A 16823-nucleotide genomic window follows, 5' to 3' on the forward strand; every position below is an offset into this window, starting at 1 on the left:
GTCATGGCCACGCGGACGAAGAAGAAGGCGGAAGAGACCGAGGCGACCGAGGAGAAGGCGCCCCGCGAGGCGGCCGGTCGCACGGCCGCCAAGAAGAAGACTGCGGCCAAGAAGAAGCCCGCGGCCAAGAAGACCGCGGCCAAGAAGACCGCGGCCCGCCGGCGTACCACCAAGAAGGGTGACGACGACTCGCTGCCCGCCGTGGACGCGGACGCCGAGGAAGAGGCCACGCCGCGCGGCAAGGGGCCGCACTACCTGGTCGTCGTGGAGTCGCCCGCCAAGGCGAAGACCATCAAGAAGTACCTGGGCTCCGGCTACACGGTGAAGGCGTCCGTGGGGCACGTGAAGGACCTGCCCAAGAGCAAGATTGGCGTCGACGTGGAGCACGACTTCCAGCCCGAGTACGAGGTCATCAAGGGCAAGGAGAAGGTGCTCAACGAGCTGAAGAAGATGGCGAAGTCCGCCGACAAGGTCTTCCTGGCCACGGACCCCGACCGCGAGGGCGAGGCCATTGCGTGGCACATCAAGGAAGAGCTGGCGCATCCGGACGCGATGCGGGTGACCTTCAACGAAATCACCAAGAAGGCCATCCAGGAAGCCATCGCCCAGCCGCGTGAGCTGAACCAGGACAACTACGACTCGCAGCAGACGCGTCGCATCCTGGACCGCCTGGTGGGCTATCAAATCTCGCCGCTGCTCTGGCAGAAGATCCGCCGGGGCCTGTCCGCCGGACGCGTGCAGTCCGTCGCGGTGCGCCTCATCGTGGAGCGCGAGGCGGAGATCAAGGCCTTCGTCCCCGAGGAGTACTGGACGCTCGACGCGCTCCTGGAAGGCCCCACCGGCCCGCCGCCGTTCAAGGCCAAGCTGTCCAAGGTGGACGGCAAGAAGGTGGAGCTGAAGGACCGCGCCATCACCGAGGGCCTGGTCAACGAGCTGAAGGACGCCGCGTTCTCCGTGGCCAAGGTGGACCGCCGCGAGCGGCGCCGCAACGCGCCCGCGCCCTTCATCACCTCCAAGCTCCAGCAGGAGGCGGCCAACCGGCTGTCCTTCACCGCGAAGAAGACGATGACGCTGGCGCAGAAGCTCTACGAGGGCGTGCCCCTCGGCGAGGAAGGCCAGACGGCGCTCATCACGTATATGCGCACGGACTCCACGCGTCTGTCGGACGACGCCGTGAAGCAGGTGCGGGAGATGATCGGCTCCAAGTACGGCGCGGAGTACCTGCCGGAAGAGCCGGTGGTCTACAAGTCCAGGAAGAGCGCGCAGGACGCCCACGAGGCCATCCGCCCCACGTCGCTGGAGTACCCGCCGGAGCGCGTGCGGCCCTTCTTCGACGCGATGGACGAGCAGGACATGTTCCGGCTCTACGAGCTCATCTACAACCGCTTCGTGGCGTGCCAGATGAAGCCCGCCGTGTATGACCAGACGAGCGCGGACATCGCCGCGGGCCGGGCCACGTTCCGCGCCTCCGGCAGCACGCTGAAGTTCCCCGGCTACCTCGCGGTGTACGGCGCGGGCCTGACGCCGGAAGAGGAGTCGGAGAAGGAGAAGGCCAAGGCCGCGGGCGAAGAGGGCGCGGATGGCGCCGACGCCGTGGGCGACCTGCCGCTGCTCAACGACAACGACAAGCTGGGCCTGCAGAAGCTCCTGCACGAGCAGCACTTCACCCAGCCGCCCCCGCGCTTCAGCGAGGCCACGCTGGTGAAGGAGCTGGAAGAGAAGGGCATTGGCCGCCCGTCCACCTACGCGGCCATCCTCTCCACCATCCAGGACAAGAAGTACGTGGAGAAGCTCGAGGGCCGCTTCCGGCCCACGGACCTGGGGCAGATGACGAACGAGATGCTCGTCAAACACTTCCCCCACGAACTGGACGTCACCTTCACCGCGACGATGGAGGAGAAGCTCGACCAGATCTCCGAGGGTGAAGCGAAGTGGGTGTCGGTGCTGCGCGACTTCTACGGGCCCTTCAAGGACACGCTCGAGAAGGCGAAGGCGGAGATGCGCGACGTCAAGCGCGAGGAGATCAAGACCGACATCGCCTGTGAGAAGTGCAGCAACCACTTCGTCATCAAGTTCGGAAAGATGGGGCACTTCCTCGCCTGTTCGAACTACCCCGACTGCAAGAACACCAAGGACTTCAAGCGGGATGCCGAGGGGAAGATCGTCATCGTCGAGGAAGAGACGACGGACGAGCTGTGCGAGAAGTGCGGCAAGCCCATGGTCATCAAGCGCGGCCGCTTCGGGCGCTTCATGGCGTGCTCGGGCTACCCGGACTGCAAGACGTCCAAGCCCATCTCCATCGGCGTGGGTTGCCCGGAGTGCAAGCAGGGCTACCTGACCGAGCGCCGCAGTGGCCGCGGGAAGATCTTCTTCGGCTGCAACCGCTACCCGGACTGCCGCTTCGCCGCGTGGGACCGGCCCCTGGCGGAGGCGTGCCCGGATTGCGCGTCGCCGTATCTGCTCCAGAAGTACTCCAAGCGGGACGGCGCGTACGTCGCATGCCCGAACAAGGAGTGCGGTTACCGGCGGGAGGTCGCTGAGCAGTCGGGCGTCCCCACGGACCCGGGAACTTCGTCGGCGGCCTGAAAACCCAAGTGTTTACAGGGGGCTGGCCCGTCCGTGGCTTGACAGCTTCGGCGGGCCCGCCCTACAACCCGACCAATGATTTCCTCGGTGGTCAGCGAGCTGCTGGTCAACGCGAGCCTCGCGGCCGCGGACGCCGGAAAGCTCGGCGTCACGGACTCCGTCATCAAGTTCTTCAAGGATGGCGGTCCGTTCATGTTCGTGAACCTGTTCTGGCTGGCGTGCGCGCTGGCGGTGGCGTTGGAACGCATCGTCACGCTGGTGTTCCGCTACAACCTGAACCCGGCGCCCTTCATGGAGCAGATCTCCAAGCTGGTGCGCGGCGGCAACCTGGACCGCGCGGTGAAGGTGTGCGGCATGGCGCCGACCGCGCCCCTGGCCAAGGTCATCCGCGCGGGGCTGGTGCACGCGAACCGGGGTGAAATCGAGGTGGCCAAGGCGGTGGAAGAGGCCCTCATCGAGCACAGCCCGCATGTGTCCAAGCGCATCCCCTGGCTGTGGTCCCTGGCGAACATCGCGACGCTGGTGGGCCTGGTTGGCACCATCTTCGGCCTCATCGGCACCTTCCAGGCGCTGGGCGACGTGCCGGCGGACCAGAAGCAGCGGCTGTTGTCGGACGGCATCTCCAAGGCGATGAACAACACCGCCTTCGCGCTCTCCATCGCGGTGGTCTGCATCATCTTCCACCTGTTCCTCACGTCGTACGCGAAGAGCATGGTGGAGAGCCTGGAGCTCAACGCGCTGAAGCTGGAGAACCTCCTGTCGCGTCGCGGCAGCGTGGACCCGGCGGCCACGGAGCTCGAAGCCCGCGCGTCGTAGGGCGGGGCGAGCGCGCGCCATGGCGTTCCACTACTCCCGCCGCAAGCTGAAGGTCCGCGAGGAAGAAGAGTCGGGCGAGCTGAACGTCGTCCCGTACCTCGACATCCTCATGAACCTCATCATCTTCATGCTGCTGTCGATCACGGGGCTGACCTCGTTCGGCATCCTCAACGTGAGCGCGCCAGGCTACGGCGCGCCGTCCACGGCGCTGACGCCTGAGTCGCCGAGCGACGAGCCGAAGCTCACGCTGTCCGTGCTCATCTCCCGCAAGGGCCACTTCGTCAGCAGTGAGAACGCCATCCTCGGAGAAGGCGGCGCGCCCACGGTGCCGACGACCGCCGACGGCGTCTACGACTACGCCGCGCTCAACGCGTGGATGGTGAAGATCAAGACCGAGTTTCCCAAGGAGACGAAGGTCATCGTCGGCGCGGACGCGGATGTGCCCTACGACGTGCTCATCCAGACGATGGATGCGCTGCGCGAGGAGCAGGGTCCCCAGCGCCGGTTGCTGTTCCCTGATGTCACCCTGGCGGGGACCTGAGTCATGTCCTCCGAACCCATGTCGCACGCGCCTGATGCCGTCGACGAGGAGGCCCTGGCGCGGCTGCGCTTCCGCCGGGCGCTGTCTCGCAAGAAGCGCAAGGAGCGCGACGCGGCGGGAGAAATCAAGGAGCTGAACATCACCGCGATGATGGACATGATGACCATCCTCCTGGTGTTCCTGCTCAAGTCCTTCGCGTCGTCCTCCGCCGCGGTGACGGCCTCCGAGGACGTCCGGCCGCCCATCTCCACCACGCGCGCCACGCCGCAGGACACCATCGCCGTCACCATCACCGCCAAGAGCCTGCTGGTGGGGGAGCGGGAGGTGCTGCGGCTGCAGAACGGTCAGCTCCCCGCCGAGGCACTCCAGGGCCGGCTGGTGCTCCCGCTCGACGCCCGGTTCAAGAAGGAAGTGGAGAAGCTGAAGTACATCGCCGAGCGCAACCCTCAGGCGCCCTTCAGCAAGGAGCTGTCGGTCATCGCGGACCGCAAGGTTCCCTACGATTTGCTCCTCAGCGTGCTCTACACGGCGGGGCAGAACGAGCTGGAGAACTACCGCTTCGTCGTCCTCAAGAAAGAGGGCGACTGAAGAACGAGCGGCGCTCCCCGGCGGAACCAGGGAGCGCCCGCCTGTCACGTCACCGGCACAGGGCTACAGCGACGGCGTCGCGTAGTGCCCGCCGCGTGTGTCCTGCTCGTGCTGCTCGGCGTCCTCCGCGCAGCGGATGGCGAAGGGCAGGGCTTCCAGGCGGTCCATGGAGATCTCCTGGCCGCAGTCCACGCACTCGCCGAACACGCCCGTGTCCATGCGCAGCAGCGCGGCGTCGATGAGCATGACCTCGCGGCGCTGGGCCTCCATCAGACTGGACAGGGTGTAGTCCGCCAGCTCCGACTGGGCGTTCTCCTCGTACTCGGGATCCCGCTCCTGCTCCTTGAGCGCGGTCAGCTCGCGGTGCGTGCCGCTGCTGGTGGTGAGGATTTCCCGCCTGCGGCGCTGAAGAATCTCGCGAACCTTCAGCAAATCTTGGGCTCGGCTCATGGTGGCCTCGTTTCCGTGTTGCTGTCTTCGAGTGCGTTGTGCGCTCGCTCGGAAGAACGCTGCCTCGAGCGATGAACGCGAGAAACGTAGGGGTGCAACCCAGGTGGGGAAACCGCGCCTTCCAACCAGGGGCGAAGGTGGCTCGGGGGGCAGGCGGCCGGACGTGGGGCCCTGGACAAGACGCCGGGTTGACGCCCATGGCTTCGCGAGTGGGACAGGGCGTGCCAGTCCTGCTAACTGTTCGCTGACGGGCTGGCGCTCGGCGCTCCCGGGAGGAACAGGATGGCGGACGTGAAGCAGCAGCGGGTGACGGTGATTGGCGGCGGCCTGGCCGGTACGGAGTGCGCATACCAGCTCGCCCGCCGGGGCGTGCCGGTGGTGCTGCGCGAAATGAAGCCCCACAAGCGTTCTCCGGCGCACAAGTCGGATCAGCTCGCGGAGCTGGTGTGCAGCAACTCGCTGCGCTCGGACAACCCGGAGAGCGCCATTGGCCTGCTGCACGCGGAGCTGCGCTCGCTGGGCTCGCTGATTCTGAGCAGCGCGGATGCCCACCGGGTACCCGCCGGAGACGCGCTGGCGGTGGAGCGCGAGGGCTTCTCCAAGGCCATCACCGAGTCGCTGCTGCGCCAGGCGGGCGTGGAGCTGGTGGCCGGTGAGGTGGAGACGCTGCCAGAGGAGGGCCCCGTCGTCGTGGCCACCGGGCCGCTGACCTCGGATGCCCTCACTCGCGAGCTGGAGCGGCACGTGGGGCAGAAGCTGTATTTCTACGACTCCATCGCCCCCATCCTCTCCGGAGACTCCATCGACCTGACGGTGGCCTTCCGACAGAGTCGCTACGGCAAGGGCGGCGGCGACGACTACCTGAACCTGCCGATGAACCGCGAGGAGTACTACCGCTTCATCGCGGAGTTGAAGGCGGGGCAGAAGGTGGTGCCGCACAGTTTCGAGGAACCGAAGTACTTCGAAGGCTGTCTGCCCATCGAGGTCATGGCGGAACGCGGCGACGACACCCTGGCCTATGGGCCGATGAAGCCGGTGGGACTCCGGGACCCTCGCACGGGCCAGGAGCCGCACGCGGTGGTGCAGTTGCGCATGGAGGACCGCGCCGGCACGTCCTGGAACATGGTGGGCTTCCAGACGCGCCTGACGTGGGGCGAGCAGAAGCGCATCTTCGTCTCCTGCATCCCCGGCCTCCAGAACGCGGAGTTCCTCCGGATGGGGCAGATCCACCGCAACACCTTCATCGACTCGCCCCGGCTGCTGTCGGCTGACTTGTCCCTGAAGACCGAGCCCCGGGTGTTCTTCGCGGGGCAGGTGTCCGGCGTGGAGGGGTACGTGGAGAGCGCGGCGTGTGGCTACCTGGTGGCGCTGGCGCTGCACGCGCGCCTGAGCGGGAAGGAGTGGGTGCCGCCCCCGGCGACGACGGGGCTGGGCTCGCTGTTCCGTCATGTGACGGGCGAAGCGCACCCGCCGGACTACCCGCATCAGCCCTCCAACATCATCTATGGCCTCTTCCCGCCGCTGACCGGGCGGATGAAGAAGGCGGACAAGCGGGCGGCGTACTCGGCCCGCGCGAAGCAGGACCTGGCGGCGTGGCTGCCGCACGCGGGTGTCCCCTCGTCGGGCACCCCGGAGCTTGAGGAGCAGAGGAGCGCATGATGCGGCCGAGGCTGGGACGACTTCTGGGCGCGGGCCTGATGGCCTCGCTCATGGTGGCGGGCACGGGGTGCAAGAAGGGCGAGGACAGCGGGGCGAAGGGGAATGCCCCCGCCGCGACGGCCTCGGGTGGCTCCGCGCCTCCGAGCCGCGCGTCCGCGCCGAGCAGCTCCGGACGTGGCGCGCCCGCTGGAGCAGGGCAGGGCCTGCTGCTGGCGGCGGGCCGCGCGGCGGACCTGCGGCTGACGTCGGACGGACGCTTCGCCACGTACCTGTTGAACGGGCAGAAGCCCCGGCTGGACGGCGTGCCTCCGCAGATGTTGCTCGGGGAGCTGTTCGTGGTGGCCGTGGAGGGGGGCGAGCCGCGCAAGCTGGGCGACAGCGTGACGAACGTGCCGGGCGGGCTGCTGTTCTCGGCGGACTCGAAGCACGCGCTGTACCTCACCGGCTACAACCCGGCCTCGCAGTCCGGCTCGCTCAACGTGGCGGTGCTGGATGACGCGAAGGCGGAGCCGACGGTGCTGGGCACGGCGGTCAGCTACATGCTGCCGTCGCCGGACGGGACGAAGCTGGCCTTCGTGGACGGCGGCAAGCTGAAGCTGGGCCCGCTGCCCTCGGGGCCGTTCGTCGACGTGGCGGCCGAGGTGAGCACCGCGCAGTTCACCTCCGACAGCAAGACGCTGCTGCTCAAGCGGCGGCTGTCCGCCGCGGGTGGCCTCGCGGCGGTGTCGGTGGAGAAGCCCGAGGAGGCGCCGCGCAAGCTCGCGGACCAGGTGGGTGACTACGCCGTGTCTCCGGATGGTCAGCGCGTGGCCTTCCAGGTGCGCAGTGAGTCCGTGCGCGGGCTCTACGACTTGTACCTGGCGGAGCTGCCGGCGCAGAAGCCGAAGCGGCTGGCCGTGGCGGCGCAGGCCTTCGGGTTCTCTCCGGATGGCAAGTGGCTGGCGCGCTCGGAGAACGGCAAGCCGGACGTGCCGGGTGACTTGTACGTGGGCCCTGCCTCCGGCGGGCCGGGCCGCAAGGTGGGCGAGCGCGTGGAGATCTTCTCCTTCTCCCCGGACTCGCAGGCCGTGGGCTTCCTGGACAGGTACGACGTGACGGCGCGCGCGGGCTTGATGGCCGTGGCCTCGCTGCCGGATGGCGCGCCCAAGCGGGTGGGGGACCGTGTGCCCAACTTCGTCTGGGGCTCGGACGCGCGCTACGTGGCCTTCCTTTCGCGCTTCCTCAAGCCGGAGTACTCCGTGGACCTGATGCTCTATCCCCTGGGCGCGGAGAAGGCGGAGAAGGTGCACCGGGGCGTCTTCGGCTACGGCTTCATGCCGGGCAACGGGCAGGTGGTGTTCCGCGCCAACTGCATCCGCAACGGACGCGCGTGTGACTTCAAGGCGCTCGAGCTGCCCCAGAAGGCGGACCCGCAGACGTGGCTCCAGGGCATCTTCAGCTACAAGCTCTCCGCGGATGGTCAGCGCGTGCTGGCGACGTCGGCGCGGATGGACTCGGACACGTACGACATCGCCGTGTACGACGCGAAGACGCAGGCGCGAAAGCCGTTGGACCAGGGCGTCCAGGTGCCGGTGTACTTCGGCGGCAAGGATGACTCGCGCGCCGTGTACATCATCTCCCAGGGGCCGAAGGCCGGCGTCTACAGCGTGTCGGCCCTCCCGTAGTCGCGCGTCGCGTGGGGTTCACCGGAGCGTGAGTTGGAAGCTCACGCCTCCGGGCCCGACGCTGAAGCCCGCGTGGGGGCCGAAGAGGAGCAGGGAGAACAGGGCCATTCCCAGGCACATGAGGGCGACCTTTCGACCCGTGCGCAGGGAGTGGAAGAACGTCGTCTCGTAGTTGGCTCCCACGAAGCGCAGCGCGAAGAGCAGGCCAACGGGCAGCAGCGGCGTCTCGTTCACCGTGAACCAGAGGGTGGAGAGCGCGAGCAGTTGGTAGTAGCGCTTGCGGCTCAGGTGGAAGCGGTCGTCGTATTCGGCGGCGGCGTGCATGGGCTGCCTTTCTTTCGTGCGAGGCCAGGTGTGCCGCCGCGTCGATTGCAGGGGGCTCGCCACTCGCAGGCGCACGTCGTTCCGGTGGCTTGGAACGCGCCGTCGTCCGGGTGATGGGACACCCGGTCCGACGTGACAGCCGAGCGGCTGGCCTCATGGAGAGACGCTGCTTCGGAGCCGTGCGAGGTGACGTCGGGTGTGCTTAGGTCCGCCGCCTGTATGACTTCGACTCCGCTCACCTATCGCCGCTATGGCGGCTCGCTTCAGGTCGACATTCCTTCCTTCGATGTGCTCGTGGAGGCCGCGCGCATTCCCGAGACGCAGTGGATCGCCACGGCGTGTCCGCTGGAGGGGCTGAGCTGCGACCCGGCCTTCCTCAAGTTCCTGGACACGGACGGCAATGCGCGCGTCCGCGTGGCGGAGGTGCGCGCCGCGGTGGCCTGGGCCGCGAAGCACTTGAAGGACCGGCGCGGCGCGGACGCGAACAGTGACGTGCTGGACTTGAACGCGCTGTCCTCGGACGCGGCCTCGCTGCGGACCGCGGCGGAGATGATTCTGCGCACGGTGGGCGCGCCAGACATGGGGCGCATCTCGCTTGGCCAGGTGCGAGCGAGCGACCTGGAGCTGCGCAAGTCGGGGCAGAACGGTGATGGCATCATCGCCCCGGAGCGCCTGCCGGAGTCCCTCCGCCCGCTCGCGAAGGACGTCATGGCGTCCTTCCCCGAGTTGAAGAACCGCTCGGGCGAGGCGGGCGTGGACCGGCCGATGCTGCAGCGCTTCCGCGAGGCTCGCGAGGCGCTGCTGGCCCATCTGGGCAAGCGTGGCGACGTCTTCGTATGGGGCGAAGAGAGCGAGTCGCGCGCGCGACGCATCCGCGAGGTGGCGCCGCTGCTGGACACCTACTTCCTCCAGTGCCGCCTGGTGGCGGTGCAGCCGGAGGCCGCGGCCAACTTGAGGCTGCGCGCGGAGCGGGTGGAGAGCTCGCTGGGTGACTCGGCCGCGCTGGGCAAGGCGGCGGGGGATCTGCCCATCGCGGTGCCGGAAGCCTCGGGCGTGTTGGAGTGGGCGCGGCTCTTGCGCGGTCCCTCCTATGAGCAACTGCAGTCGTTCCGTCGCGACGTCGCCGCGCCGGTGACGGGGGACTCGGAGCGCCTGTCGGACACGGCGTGGCGCGAGCTGGTGGCGAAGGCGGACGCCGTGCTCGCATGGTTCACCCAGCGCGAGGCGAACCCGGTGCACAAGCTGGCCGACTCGCTGCCCACCGTGTCGCTCACGGACCTGGACGCCATCGATGCGGCCAGTCAGGCGGACCTCTCGTTGGCGCCCACGCTGGCCGCCATCGTCGAGCTGGAGCGACTGGTGCTCTACCAGCGCTGGCTGCTGGTGTTCGCCAACAACTTCATCAGCATGCCCAACCTCTATCTCCCCAAGGCGCCCGCGCTGATGGAGAAGGGGACGCTCATCCTCGGCGGACGCAAGTACACGCTGTCGGTGCTCGCGAAGAACCGCGCGGAGCACGCGGCGCTCACGAGCCAGGGCACCACGTGCATCCTCTACGTGCTGGTGGCGCCCAAGGACGGCACGCCCGGCTACGAGGTGGCGGTGCCCGTCACTCGCGGTCGGAGCACGGACCTGGTCGTGGGCAAGCGCGGCGTCTTCTACGACGTGGATGGCCAGGAGCACGACGCCACGGTGACGCATGTCGTCCGCCAGCCCGTGTCGCTGTGGGAGTCGATGACCATGCCCTTCACTCGCATGGCCTCGTTCATCACCGGCAAGATTGAAGGGCTCGCGTCGGCGGGGGAGAAGACCTTCGACGCCACGCTGGAGCAGGGGTATTCGCAGACCGTGGCGGCGGCGCCCGCTCCCGTCGCGGCTCCGGCGGCGGCTCCGGCCCCATCTCCCGGTGGGCTCGCGGGAGTCATCGCGGCGGGTAGCATCGCGGCGGCGGCGTTGGGCTCGTCCTTCGCGTTCATCGTCACGCAGGTGAAGTCGCTGACGATGGTGGACGTCATCACCGCGGCGTCCCTCATCGCCATCGTCGTCATGGCGCCCGCGGGCCTGCTCGGCTGGCTGAAGCTGCGGCGCCGCAATCTGGCGCTGCTCCTGGAGGGCTCCGGCTGGGCGCTCAATGACCGCCTCATGTTGACGCATGGACTGTCCACGCTCGTGACCCGGCGTCCGAGGCTGCCCCGGGGAGCGCGCGTGGACCGACGGGACATGGTCCGCCCGGCGATGCTCGCCCAGCAGGACGAGGATGGCGAGACGGAGGGGCTGTCCGGCTGGGCTCGGTTCGGGCTCGGGGCGCTCATCTTCTTCGTGCTGCTCTGGCAGGTGCGCAACCCCATCCTCACGTGGATGTGTGAGAAGGCGTGGCTGTCAGACGCCACGTGTGTCGCGCTGCTGCCCGCGCCGACGCCCGTGGTTCCAGTCGTTGCCCCCGCCGTGCCGACGAAGTAGGGGTTTCGCGGGGCCCGGAATCTTGCGAGCCTCTCCGGGCCCCCTACGCTGGCCTCGCCATGACGACCCTCTCGCCGCTGCTGGAGAAGTTCCGCGTCCACCTGGAGGACGAGAAGGGGTCGTCACCGCACACGGTGCGCAACTACCTGGTCGACCTGGTGGACTACGAGCGCTACCTCGTCGAGCGGATGAAGCTCTCGCTCCTGGCCGGCTCCCACGCCGCCATTCGCGGCTACCTGGGCACGCTGAGCGTGGACCATGCCCCCGCGAGCCGCGCCCGTCGGCTCGCGTCCATCAAGTCCTTCTACAAGTACCTGGTGCGGCAGAAGCTCCTGCCCGCGAGCCCCGCGAAGCTGGTGAAGAGCCCCAAGCTGCCCAAGGCGCTGCCCAAGGTCCTGCCGGTGGAGGAGGTCTTCGCGCTCCTGGACGTGCATGACTTGAAGACGGTGCTCGGGCTGCGCGACAAGGCCATCCTGGAGTTGCTCTACGGCGGCGGGCTTCGCATCAGCGAGCTGTGTGACTTGGACCTGCTCGCCGTGGACCGGAGCGGGCGCATCGTCCGGGTCATGGGCAAGGGCAGCAAGGAGCGCCTCGTCCCCGTCAACGCGCAGGCCATCCGCTCGCTGGAGGCATACCTCGCCCGGCGCGGGGAGCTGTTGGCGGAGCCGAAACCCAGCCAGGCGCCAGAGGCCATCTTCCTCAACTTCCGTGGGGGACGGCTGACTCCTCGGAGCATCCGCCGACACCTGGACGCGCACGTGCTGAAGTGCGCGCTGGCGCGCAAGGTGAGTCCACACGCGCTGCGTCACTCCTTCGCCACGCACCTGCTCGGAGGGGGCGCGGACATCCGCAGCATCCAGGAGCTGCTGGGCCACGCGAGTCTGTCCACCACGCAGCGGTATACCCACGTGAGCTGGGAGCAGCTCCAGCAGGTCTACGACGCGGCCCATCCCCGGGCGTGAGGGTGCGCCTCGCCGCTCCCTGGCGCGAGGAAACGGTGCGGGAGCGGACAGGCAGGCGGTGTTCCTTGGAAACGCGGGGCGCGGCTTGTTAAACCCGCTCCATGTTCCACGGAACCACCATCCTCTGTGTGCGGCGTGACGGGAAGGTCGCCATCGCCAGCGACGGGCAGGTCTCCCTCGACAAGACGGTGATGAAGAACACGGCGAAGAAGGTTCGCAAGCTGGGCGAGGGCCAGGTGCTCGCCGGCTTCGCGGGCAGCACCGCCGATGCCTTCACCCTCTTCGAGCGCTTCGAGGGCAAGCTCAAGGAGCACCAGAAGAACATGGCGCGCGCCTGCGTGGAGCTGGGCAAGGACTGGCGCACCGACAGATTCCTTCGTCGGCTGGAGGCGCTGCTCGTCGTCGCGGACAAGGACAAGACGTTCATCCTCTCCGGGGCGGGTGACGTGATTGAGCCGGACTACGGCATCGCCGCGGTGGGCAGCGGAGGCCCGTATGCGCTCGCCGCCGCGCGCGCGCTCATGGCGCACACGCAGATGCCCGCGCGGGACGTGGCTCGGGAGTCGCTCTCCATCGCCGGCGAAATCGACATCTACACCAACGCCAACATCTCCCTCGAAGAGCTCTAGGAGCCCCCCGTGGCCGAATCGCGAAAGCCGTCCGCCTTCACGCCTCGCGAGGTGGTGAGCGAGCTGGACCGTTACATCGTCGGGCAGAACGCCGCCAAGCGCGCGGTGGCCATCGCCCTGCGCAACCGGTGGCGCCGTCAGCAGGTCAATGACGACCTGCGCGACGAAATCCACCCGAAGAACATCATCATGATTGGACCCACCGGCGTGGGGAAGACGGAGATTGCCCGCCGGCTGGCGAAGCTCGCGCAGGCGCCCTTCGTGAAGGTGGAGGCCTCCAAGTTCACCGAGGTCGGCTACGTGGGCCGCGACGTGGAGTCGATGATTCGCGACCTCGTCGAGAACGCCATCTCCCTGGTGCGCGAGGAGGAGACGGAGAAGGTCCGCCCCCGCGCCGAGGAGCTGGCCGAGGACCGGCTGATGGAGCTGCTCCACAGTGGCGGCTCCCGTCCTCCTCCGCCCCCGCCTCCGCCCTTCGGCTTCTCGCCGCCTCCGCCGCCTCCTCCCGCGCCACAGCGCCTGGGAGACACCGAGCGGGAGAAGCTCCGCGCCCAGCTGCGCACGGGAACGCTCGATGACCAGTTCGTGGACGTGGAGACGAGCGACAGCGGGCAGACGTTCATGCGCGGCTTCTCCGGCCAGGGCATGGAGGAGATTGGCGTCAACCTGCAGGACCTCTTCAAGAACATGCCGGGCATGAGCAAGACGCGCCGACGTCGCGTGCGCGTGCCGGAGGCGCTCCAACTGCTGCGTCAGGAAGAGGCCCAGAAGCTGGTGGACCCGGACCGCGTGCAGCGCGAGGCCGTGGTGCGCGCCGAGTCGAGCGGCATCGTCTTCATCGACGAAATCGACAAGATCGCCAGCCGCGAGGGCGCCAAGGGCAGCAGCGGCCCGGACGTCTCGCGCGAGGGAGTGCAGCGAGACATCCTCCCCATCGTCGAGGGCTCCACCGTCAACACCAAGTACGGCATGGTGAAGACGGACCACATGCTCTTCATCGCGGCGGGCGCGTTCCACGTCTCCAAGCCCAGCGACCTGATTCCCGAGCTGCAGGGGCGCTTCCCCATCCGCGTGGAGCTGGAGGCGCTCTCCGGTGACGACCTCATCCGCATCCTCCGCGAGCCGAAGAACTCCCTCCTGCGCCAGTACACCGCGCTCCTCCACACGGAGGGCGTGCGCCTGTCCTTCACCGACGACGCGGTGACGGAGCTGGCGCGCATCGCCCAGCAGGCGAACGAGCGCACGCAGAACATCGGTGCTCGCCGCCTGCACACCGTGCTGGAGCGACTGCTCGACGAGGTGTCCTTCTCCGCCAGTGAGCTGGGGCCCCGCGACTTCCAGGTGGACGGCAATTATGTGCGTGAGCGCCTGAGTTCCATCGTCCAGGACGAGGACCTGTCGCGCTACATCCTCTAGCGCGGTATATGGCGCGCTCGCAGCCGTTCCCCCACCACCAAGGAAGGTAGACACCCTTGCCGCAGCCCGTGCCCTCCGCCGCCTCGACTTCCAACGACACCCTCATCTCCAAGGCCAAGAGCCACCTGCTGCAGAACTACAAGCAGCAGCCCATCGTCCTGGTCAAAGGTCGGGGTACGCGCGTGTGGGACGCGGACGGTCGTGAGTATCTGGACCTCATCGGCGGCGTGGCGACGTGCGCGCTCGGACACTGTCATCCGGACCTGGTGGCGGCGGCGCACGCGCAGCTGGACTCGCTGTGGCACGTGTCGAACGCTTTCTACTCGCAGCCGCAGATCGACCTGGCGGCGCAGCTGTGTGAGTGGAGTGGGTTCGAGCGCGCCTTCTTCTGCAACTCCGGCGCGGAGGCCAACGAGGCGCTGCTGAAGCTGGCCCGCAAGGTGATGAAGGACCGGGGCACGCCGGATCGCTACGAGGTCATCACCTTCGAGCGCAGCTTCCACGGCCGCACCCTGGCCACCGTCACGGCCACGGGACAGCCGAAGTACCACGCGGGCTTCGAGCCGCTGCCGGCCGGCTTCCACCACGTGCCGTACGGTGACCTGGAGGCGGTCCGCCGCGCCGTGGGTCCGGCCACCGCCGCCATCCTGGTGGAGCCCATCCAGGGGGAGGGAGGGGTGCGTCTGGCCCCCGAGGGCTTCCTCAAGGGGCTGCGCGCGTTGTGCGACGAGAAGGGCCTGTTGCTCCTCGTCGACGAAATCCAGACGGGCATGGGCCGCACCGGCATCCCCTTCGGCTTCATGCGCGAGGGCATCCGGCCGGACGCCATCAGCATGGCGAAGGCGCTGGGCAATGGTCTGCCCATTGGCGCCATGTTGTGCCGCGAGGACGTGGGCGCGAGCCTGTCCCCGGGCAGCCACGGCTCGACGTTCGGCGGCAACCTGGTGGCCGCCGCCGCCGCCAACGCCGCCCTCAAGGTCATCCGCCAGCCGGGCTTCCTGGACGAAGTGACGGCCAAGGGTGCGTACTTCCTGGGCCGGCTGCGGGAAATCCAGGGCAAGCTGCCCCCGGGTCGCGTCGTCGAGGTCCGAGGACAGGGCCTGCTGGTGGGCCTGGAAGTGGACCGGGAGGCGCCCCAGGTGCTCGCCAGGCTGCGCGAGGCCGGGGTGCTGGGCAACGCGGCGGGTGACCGGACGGTCCGTTTCGCCCCTCCGTTCACTGTCACCCGGGAGGAGTTGGATCAGAGCCTCGCCATCATCGAGCGGGTGCTCATGGCCCTCTGAGGCCGATTTTCCGCCGGATGGAGCCTGGGAGGGGGCACTGGGTGTTTGACGCCCCGCGTCCCCCAAACCTAGGCTCGACCTTTCGGCAACCCATTCGTGGACCGTCCTGTGAGCGCGCCAAATACGATTGTCGGCCTGGGGGCCCGGACGGACCACATCGCCACGGTGCCCAATCTGGACTTCGCTCGCCTCCAGCTCTCGTCGGAGGAAGCGTCTGTCCTGTCGCTCGTCGGCAGGGTGGAGCGCATCGACCAGGTGTTGTCACGCTCTACCCTGGGTGAAGCACGCACCATCGCCGTGCTGCTCGCCCTGCGGGCCAAGGGGGCCATCGTCCCCGCGCGCGTGGTGCAGAAGAACCAGCCGGCTCCCGCGGTGGACGCCGCGCTGGCCGAGGAAGTGGACCTGGAGCCGGAGCGGAAGAAGGAGATCATCGACCTGGAGCGGGCGCTGGACGGGTTGGATCACTTCGCCGTCCTCGGATTGCGCCCCGGTGCTCCGGCCGCCGAGGTGAAGCAGGCGTACTACAACGCGTCCCGCCGCTATCACCCGGACCGCTACTTCGGAAAGAACCTGGGCAGCTTCCGCGCGCGCATGGAGCGCATCTTCCGGAGGCTCACGGACGCCCACAACATCCTCACCCAGCAGGACAAGCGGGACGCGTACCTCAAGGCACACCCGGCGCTCGCGACGGCTTCCGTGGCCGCCGCGACCCCCGCGCCCGTGCCCGTGCCGGTGATGGATCCCACCCAGGAGCTGATGCCCTTCGCTCCCACGCCGCGCCCGGCGCGCCTCTCGTCCCCGCTGCAGGCGTCCGCCCCGTCGACGCCACCTCCGGTGCAGGACGCGGAGTCGGAGGCACGCAGGGCGGAGCGGCAGGCGCGGCTCGCTCGGCACCCGTACATGGCGCGCAACGTGCGGCTGTCGGAGCTGGTGGCGCGCGGCAAGGCGGCCATCGCCCGAGGCGACTGGGAGCGGGCCTACCAGGACTTCCACCAGGTCCAGACGTTGGACCCGAAGAACCGCGAGGTGACGACGCTGCTGACGGAGGCGCGCCGCCGCCACGACGAACAGCGTGGGGCCATCGAGCTGGCGCGCGGGCGGGAACTGGAGCAGCACGGCGATACCGTGGGGGCGCTCGCGGCCTATCGGCTGGCGTATTCCCTGGATGGGCAGAACCCGGAGGCCGCCTTCCGTGCGGCCAGACTGGGACTCCAGCAGGGCCAGGACGTGGGCGAGGTTCGCTCCCTGGCACAGCGTGCCGTGGACCTGCAGGGAGGGCGAATCGAGCACCATTTGTTGCTGGGACGGGTGCTCGCCGACGCGGGATCGAAGAAACTGGCCAAGCGGGTCTTCGAAGATGCAGCGAAGTTGGATCCGGACAATGCCGAGGCCAAGGCGGCGCTCAAGAAGCTGCGCTGGACGTTCTAGGATGAGCACGCTCTCTC

Annotated in this window: 14 protein-coding genes; 12 read left to right on the forward strand and 2 right to left on the reverse strand. The window is 68.4% G+C overall.

The annotated features are described in order from the left end of the window. Positions 1-3: 3 nt before the first annotated feature. The 4 genes from topA (at position 4) to HUA74_RS16135 (ending at position 4531) form a co-directional block, all read left to right on the forward strand. Entirely contained in the window at positions 4-2586 is a 2583-nt protein-coding gene (gene topA / locus HUA74_RS16120; protein WP_141648810.1) for a type I DNA topoisomerase, read from the forward strand. Positions 2587-2661: 75 nt separating this feature from the next. Next, complete coding sequence (locus tag HUA74_RS16125; RefSeq protein ID WP_141648809.1) at positions 2662-3402, forward strand: MotA/TolQ/ExbB proton channel family protein; 741 nt, start codon at positions 2662-2664, stop codon at positions 3400-3402. A gap of 19 nt (positions 3403-3421) precedes the next feature. Continuing rightward, entirely contained in the window at positions 3422-3943 is a 522-nt protein-coding gene (locus tag HUA74_RS16130) for a biopolymer transporter ExbD (RefSeq protein ID WP_174455216.1), read from the forward strand. Between the two features lie 3 nt (positions 3944-3946). Further along, the gene (locus tag HUA74_RS16135; RefSeq protein ID WP_254623699.1) at positions 3947-4531 is read left to right on the forward strand and encodes a biopolymer transporter ExbD; all 585 of its coding nucleotides are present in this window, start codon (positions 3947-3949) and stop codon (positions 4529-4531) included. 63 nt (positions 4532-4594) lie between these two features. On the opposite strand, the gene HUA74_RS16140 is transcribed toward HUA74_RS16135, so the two are convergent. Further along, the gene (locus tag HUA74_RS16140) at positions 4595-4981 is read right to left on the reverse strand and encodes a TraR/DksA C4-type zinc finger protein (protein ID WP_141648807.1); all 387 of its coding nucleotides are present in this window, start codon (positions 4979-4981) and stop codon (positions 4595-4597) included. Between the two features lie 282 nt (positions 4982-5263). Here HUA74_RS16140 and trmFO point away from each other — a divergent pair, with 282 nt between their 5' ends. Together trmFO and HUA74_RS16150 are read left to right on the forward strand one after the other, a co-directional pair. Then, positions 5264-6640, forward strand: coding sequence for a methylenetetrahydrofolate--tRNA-(uracil(54)-C(5))-methyltransferase (FADH(2)-oxidizing) TrmFO (gene trmFO, locus HUA74_RS16145; RefSeq protein ID WP_174455217.1), 1377 nt, complete (start codon positions 5264-5266; stop codon positions 6638-6640). Beyond that, a complete protein-coding gene (locus HUA74_RS16150) occupies positions 6637-8304 on the forward strand; it encodes a PD40 domain-containing protein (protein ID WP_174455218.1) in 1668 nt (555 codons plus the stop codon). Before trmFO ends, HUA74_RS16150 begins: the two co-directional genes overlap by 4 nt. A gap of 18 nt (positions 8305-8322) precedes the next feature. On the opposite strand, the gene HUA74_RS16155 is transcribed toward HUA74_RS16150, so the two are convergent. Then, the gene (locus HUA74_RS16155) at positions 8323-8628 is read right to left on the reverse strand and encodes a hypothetical protein (RefSeq protein ID WP_174455219.1); all 306 of its coding nucleotides are present in this window, start codon (positions 8626-8628) and stop codon (positions 8323-8325) included. A gap of 219 nt (positions 8629-8847) precedes the next feature. On the opposite strand from HUA74_RS16155, the gene HUA74_RS16160 reads away from it, so the two are divergent. From HUA74_RS16160 to HUA74_RS16185, 6 genes are all read left to right on the forward strand, one after another. Then, positions 8848-11088, forward strand: a complete 2241-nt coding sequence (locus tag HUA74_RS16160; protein ID WP_174455220.1) for a kinesin — start codon at positions 8848-8850, stop codon at positions 11086-11088. Between the two features lie 59 nt (positions 11089-11147). Then, entirely contained in the window at positions 11148-12050 is a 903-nt protein-coding gene (locus tag HUA74_RS16165; protein WP_141646351.1) for a tyrosine recombinase XerC, read from the forward strand. Between the two features lie 101 nt (positions 12051-12151). Beyond that, positions 12152-12679, forward strand: coding sequence for an ATP-dependent protease subunit HslV (gene hslV / locus HUA74_RS16170; protein WP_141646352.1), 528 nt, complete (start codon positions 12152-12154; stop codon positions 12677-12679). Positions 12680-12688: 9 nt separating this feature from the next. Beyond that, positions 12689-14095, forward strand: a complete 1407-nt coding sequence (gene hslU, locus HUA74_RS16175; protein ID WP_174455221.1) for an ATP-dependent protease ATPase subunit HslU — start codon at positions 12689-12691, stop codon at positions 14093-14095. A 56-nt stretch (positions 14096-14151) separates the two neighbouring features. After that, complete coding sequence (locus tag HUA74_RS16180; protein ID WP_174455222.1) at positions 14152-15378, forward strand: aspartate aminotransferase family protein; 1227 nt, start codon at positions 14152-14154, stop codon at positions 15376-15378. Positions 15379-15486: 108 nt separating this feature from the next. Continuing rightward, the gene (locus tag HUA74_RS16185) at positions 15487-16806 is read left to right on the forward strand and encodes a J domain-containing protein (protein WP_141646354.1); all 1320 of its coding nucleotides are present in this window, start codon (positions 15487-15489) and stop codon (positions 16804-16806) included. Positions 16807-16823 lie beyond the last annotated feature (17 nt).

Source organism: Myxococcus sp. CA051A (assembly GCF_013336705.1).
Taxonomy (GTDB): Bacteria; Myxococcota; Myxococcia; order Myxococcales; family Myxococcaceae; genus Myxococcus; species Myxococcus llanfairpwllgwyngyllgogerychwyrndrobwllllantysiliogogogochensis.

Bases quoted from the DNA above. Each gene is read 5' to 3' on its own strand.
- topA (WP_141648810.1), top strand. From the start codon at position 4: ATGGCCACGCGGACGAAGAAGAAGGCGGAAGAGACCGAGGCGACCGAG.
- HUA74_RS16150 (WP_174455218.1), top strand. From the start codon at position 6,637: ATGATGCGGCCGAGGCTGGGACGACTTCTGGGCGCGGGCCTGATGGCC.
- HUA74_RS16155 (WP_174455219.1), bottom strand. From the start codon at position 8,628: ATGCACGCCGCCGCCGAATACGACGACCGCTTCCACCTGAGCCGCAAG.
- hslV (WP_141646352.1), top strand. From the start codon at position 12,152: ATGTTCCACGGAACCACCATCCTCTGTGTGCGGCGTGACGGGAAGGTC.
- HUA74_RS16125 (WP_141648809.1), top strand. From the start codon at position 2,662: ATGATTTCCTCGGTGGTCAGCGAGCTGCTGGTCAACGCGAGCCTCGCG.
- HUA74_RS16135 (WP_254623699.1), top strand. From the start codon at position 3,947: ATGTCCTCCGAACCCATGTCGCACGCGCCTGATGCCGTCGACGAGGAG.
- HUA74_RS16130 (WP_174455216.1), top strand. From the start codon at position 3,422: ATGGCGTTCCACTACTCCCGCCGCAAGCTGAAGGTCCGCGAGGAAGAA.
- HUA74_RS16165 (WP_141646351.1), top strand. From the start codon at position 11,148: ATGACGACCCTCTCGCCGCTGCTGGAGAAGTTCCGCGTCCACCTGGAG.
- HUA74_RS16160 (WP_174455220.1), top strand. From the start codon at position 8,848: ATGACTTCGACTCCGCTCACCTATCGCCGCTATGGCGGCTCGCTTCAG.
- trmFO (WP_174455217.1), top strand. From the start codon at position 5,264: ATGGCGGACGTGAAGCAGCAGCGGGTGACGGTGATTGGCGGCGGCCTG.
- HUA74_RS16140 (WP_141648807.1), bottom strand. From the start codon at position 4,981: ATGAGCCGAGCCCAAGATTTGCTGAAGGTTCGCGAGATTCTTCAGCGC.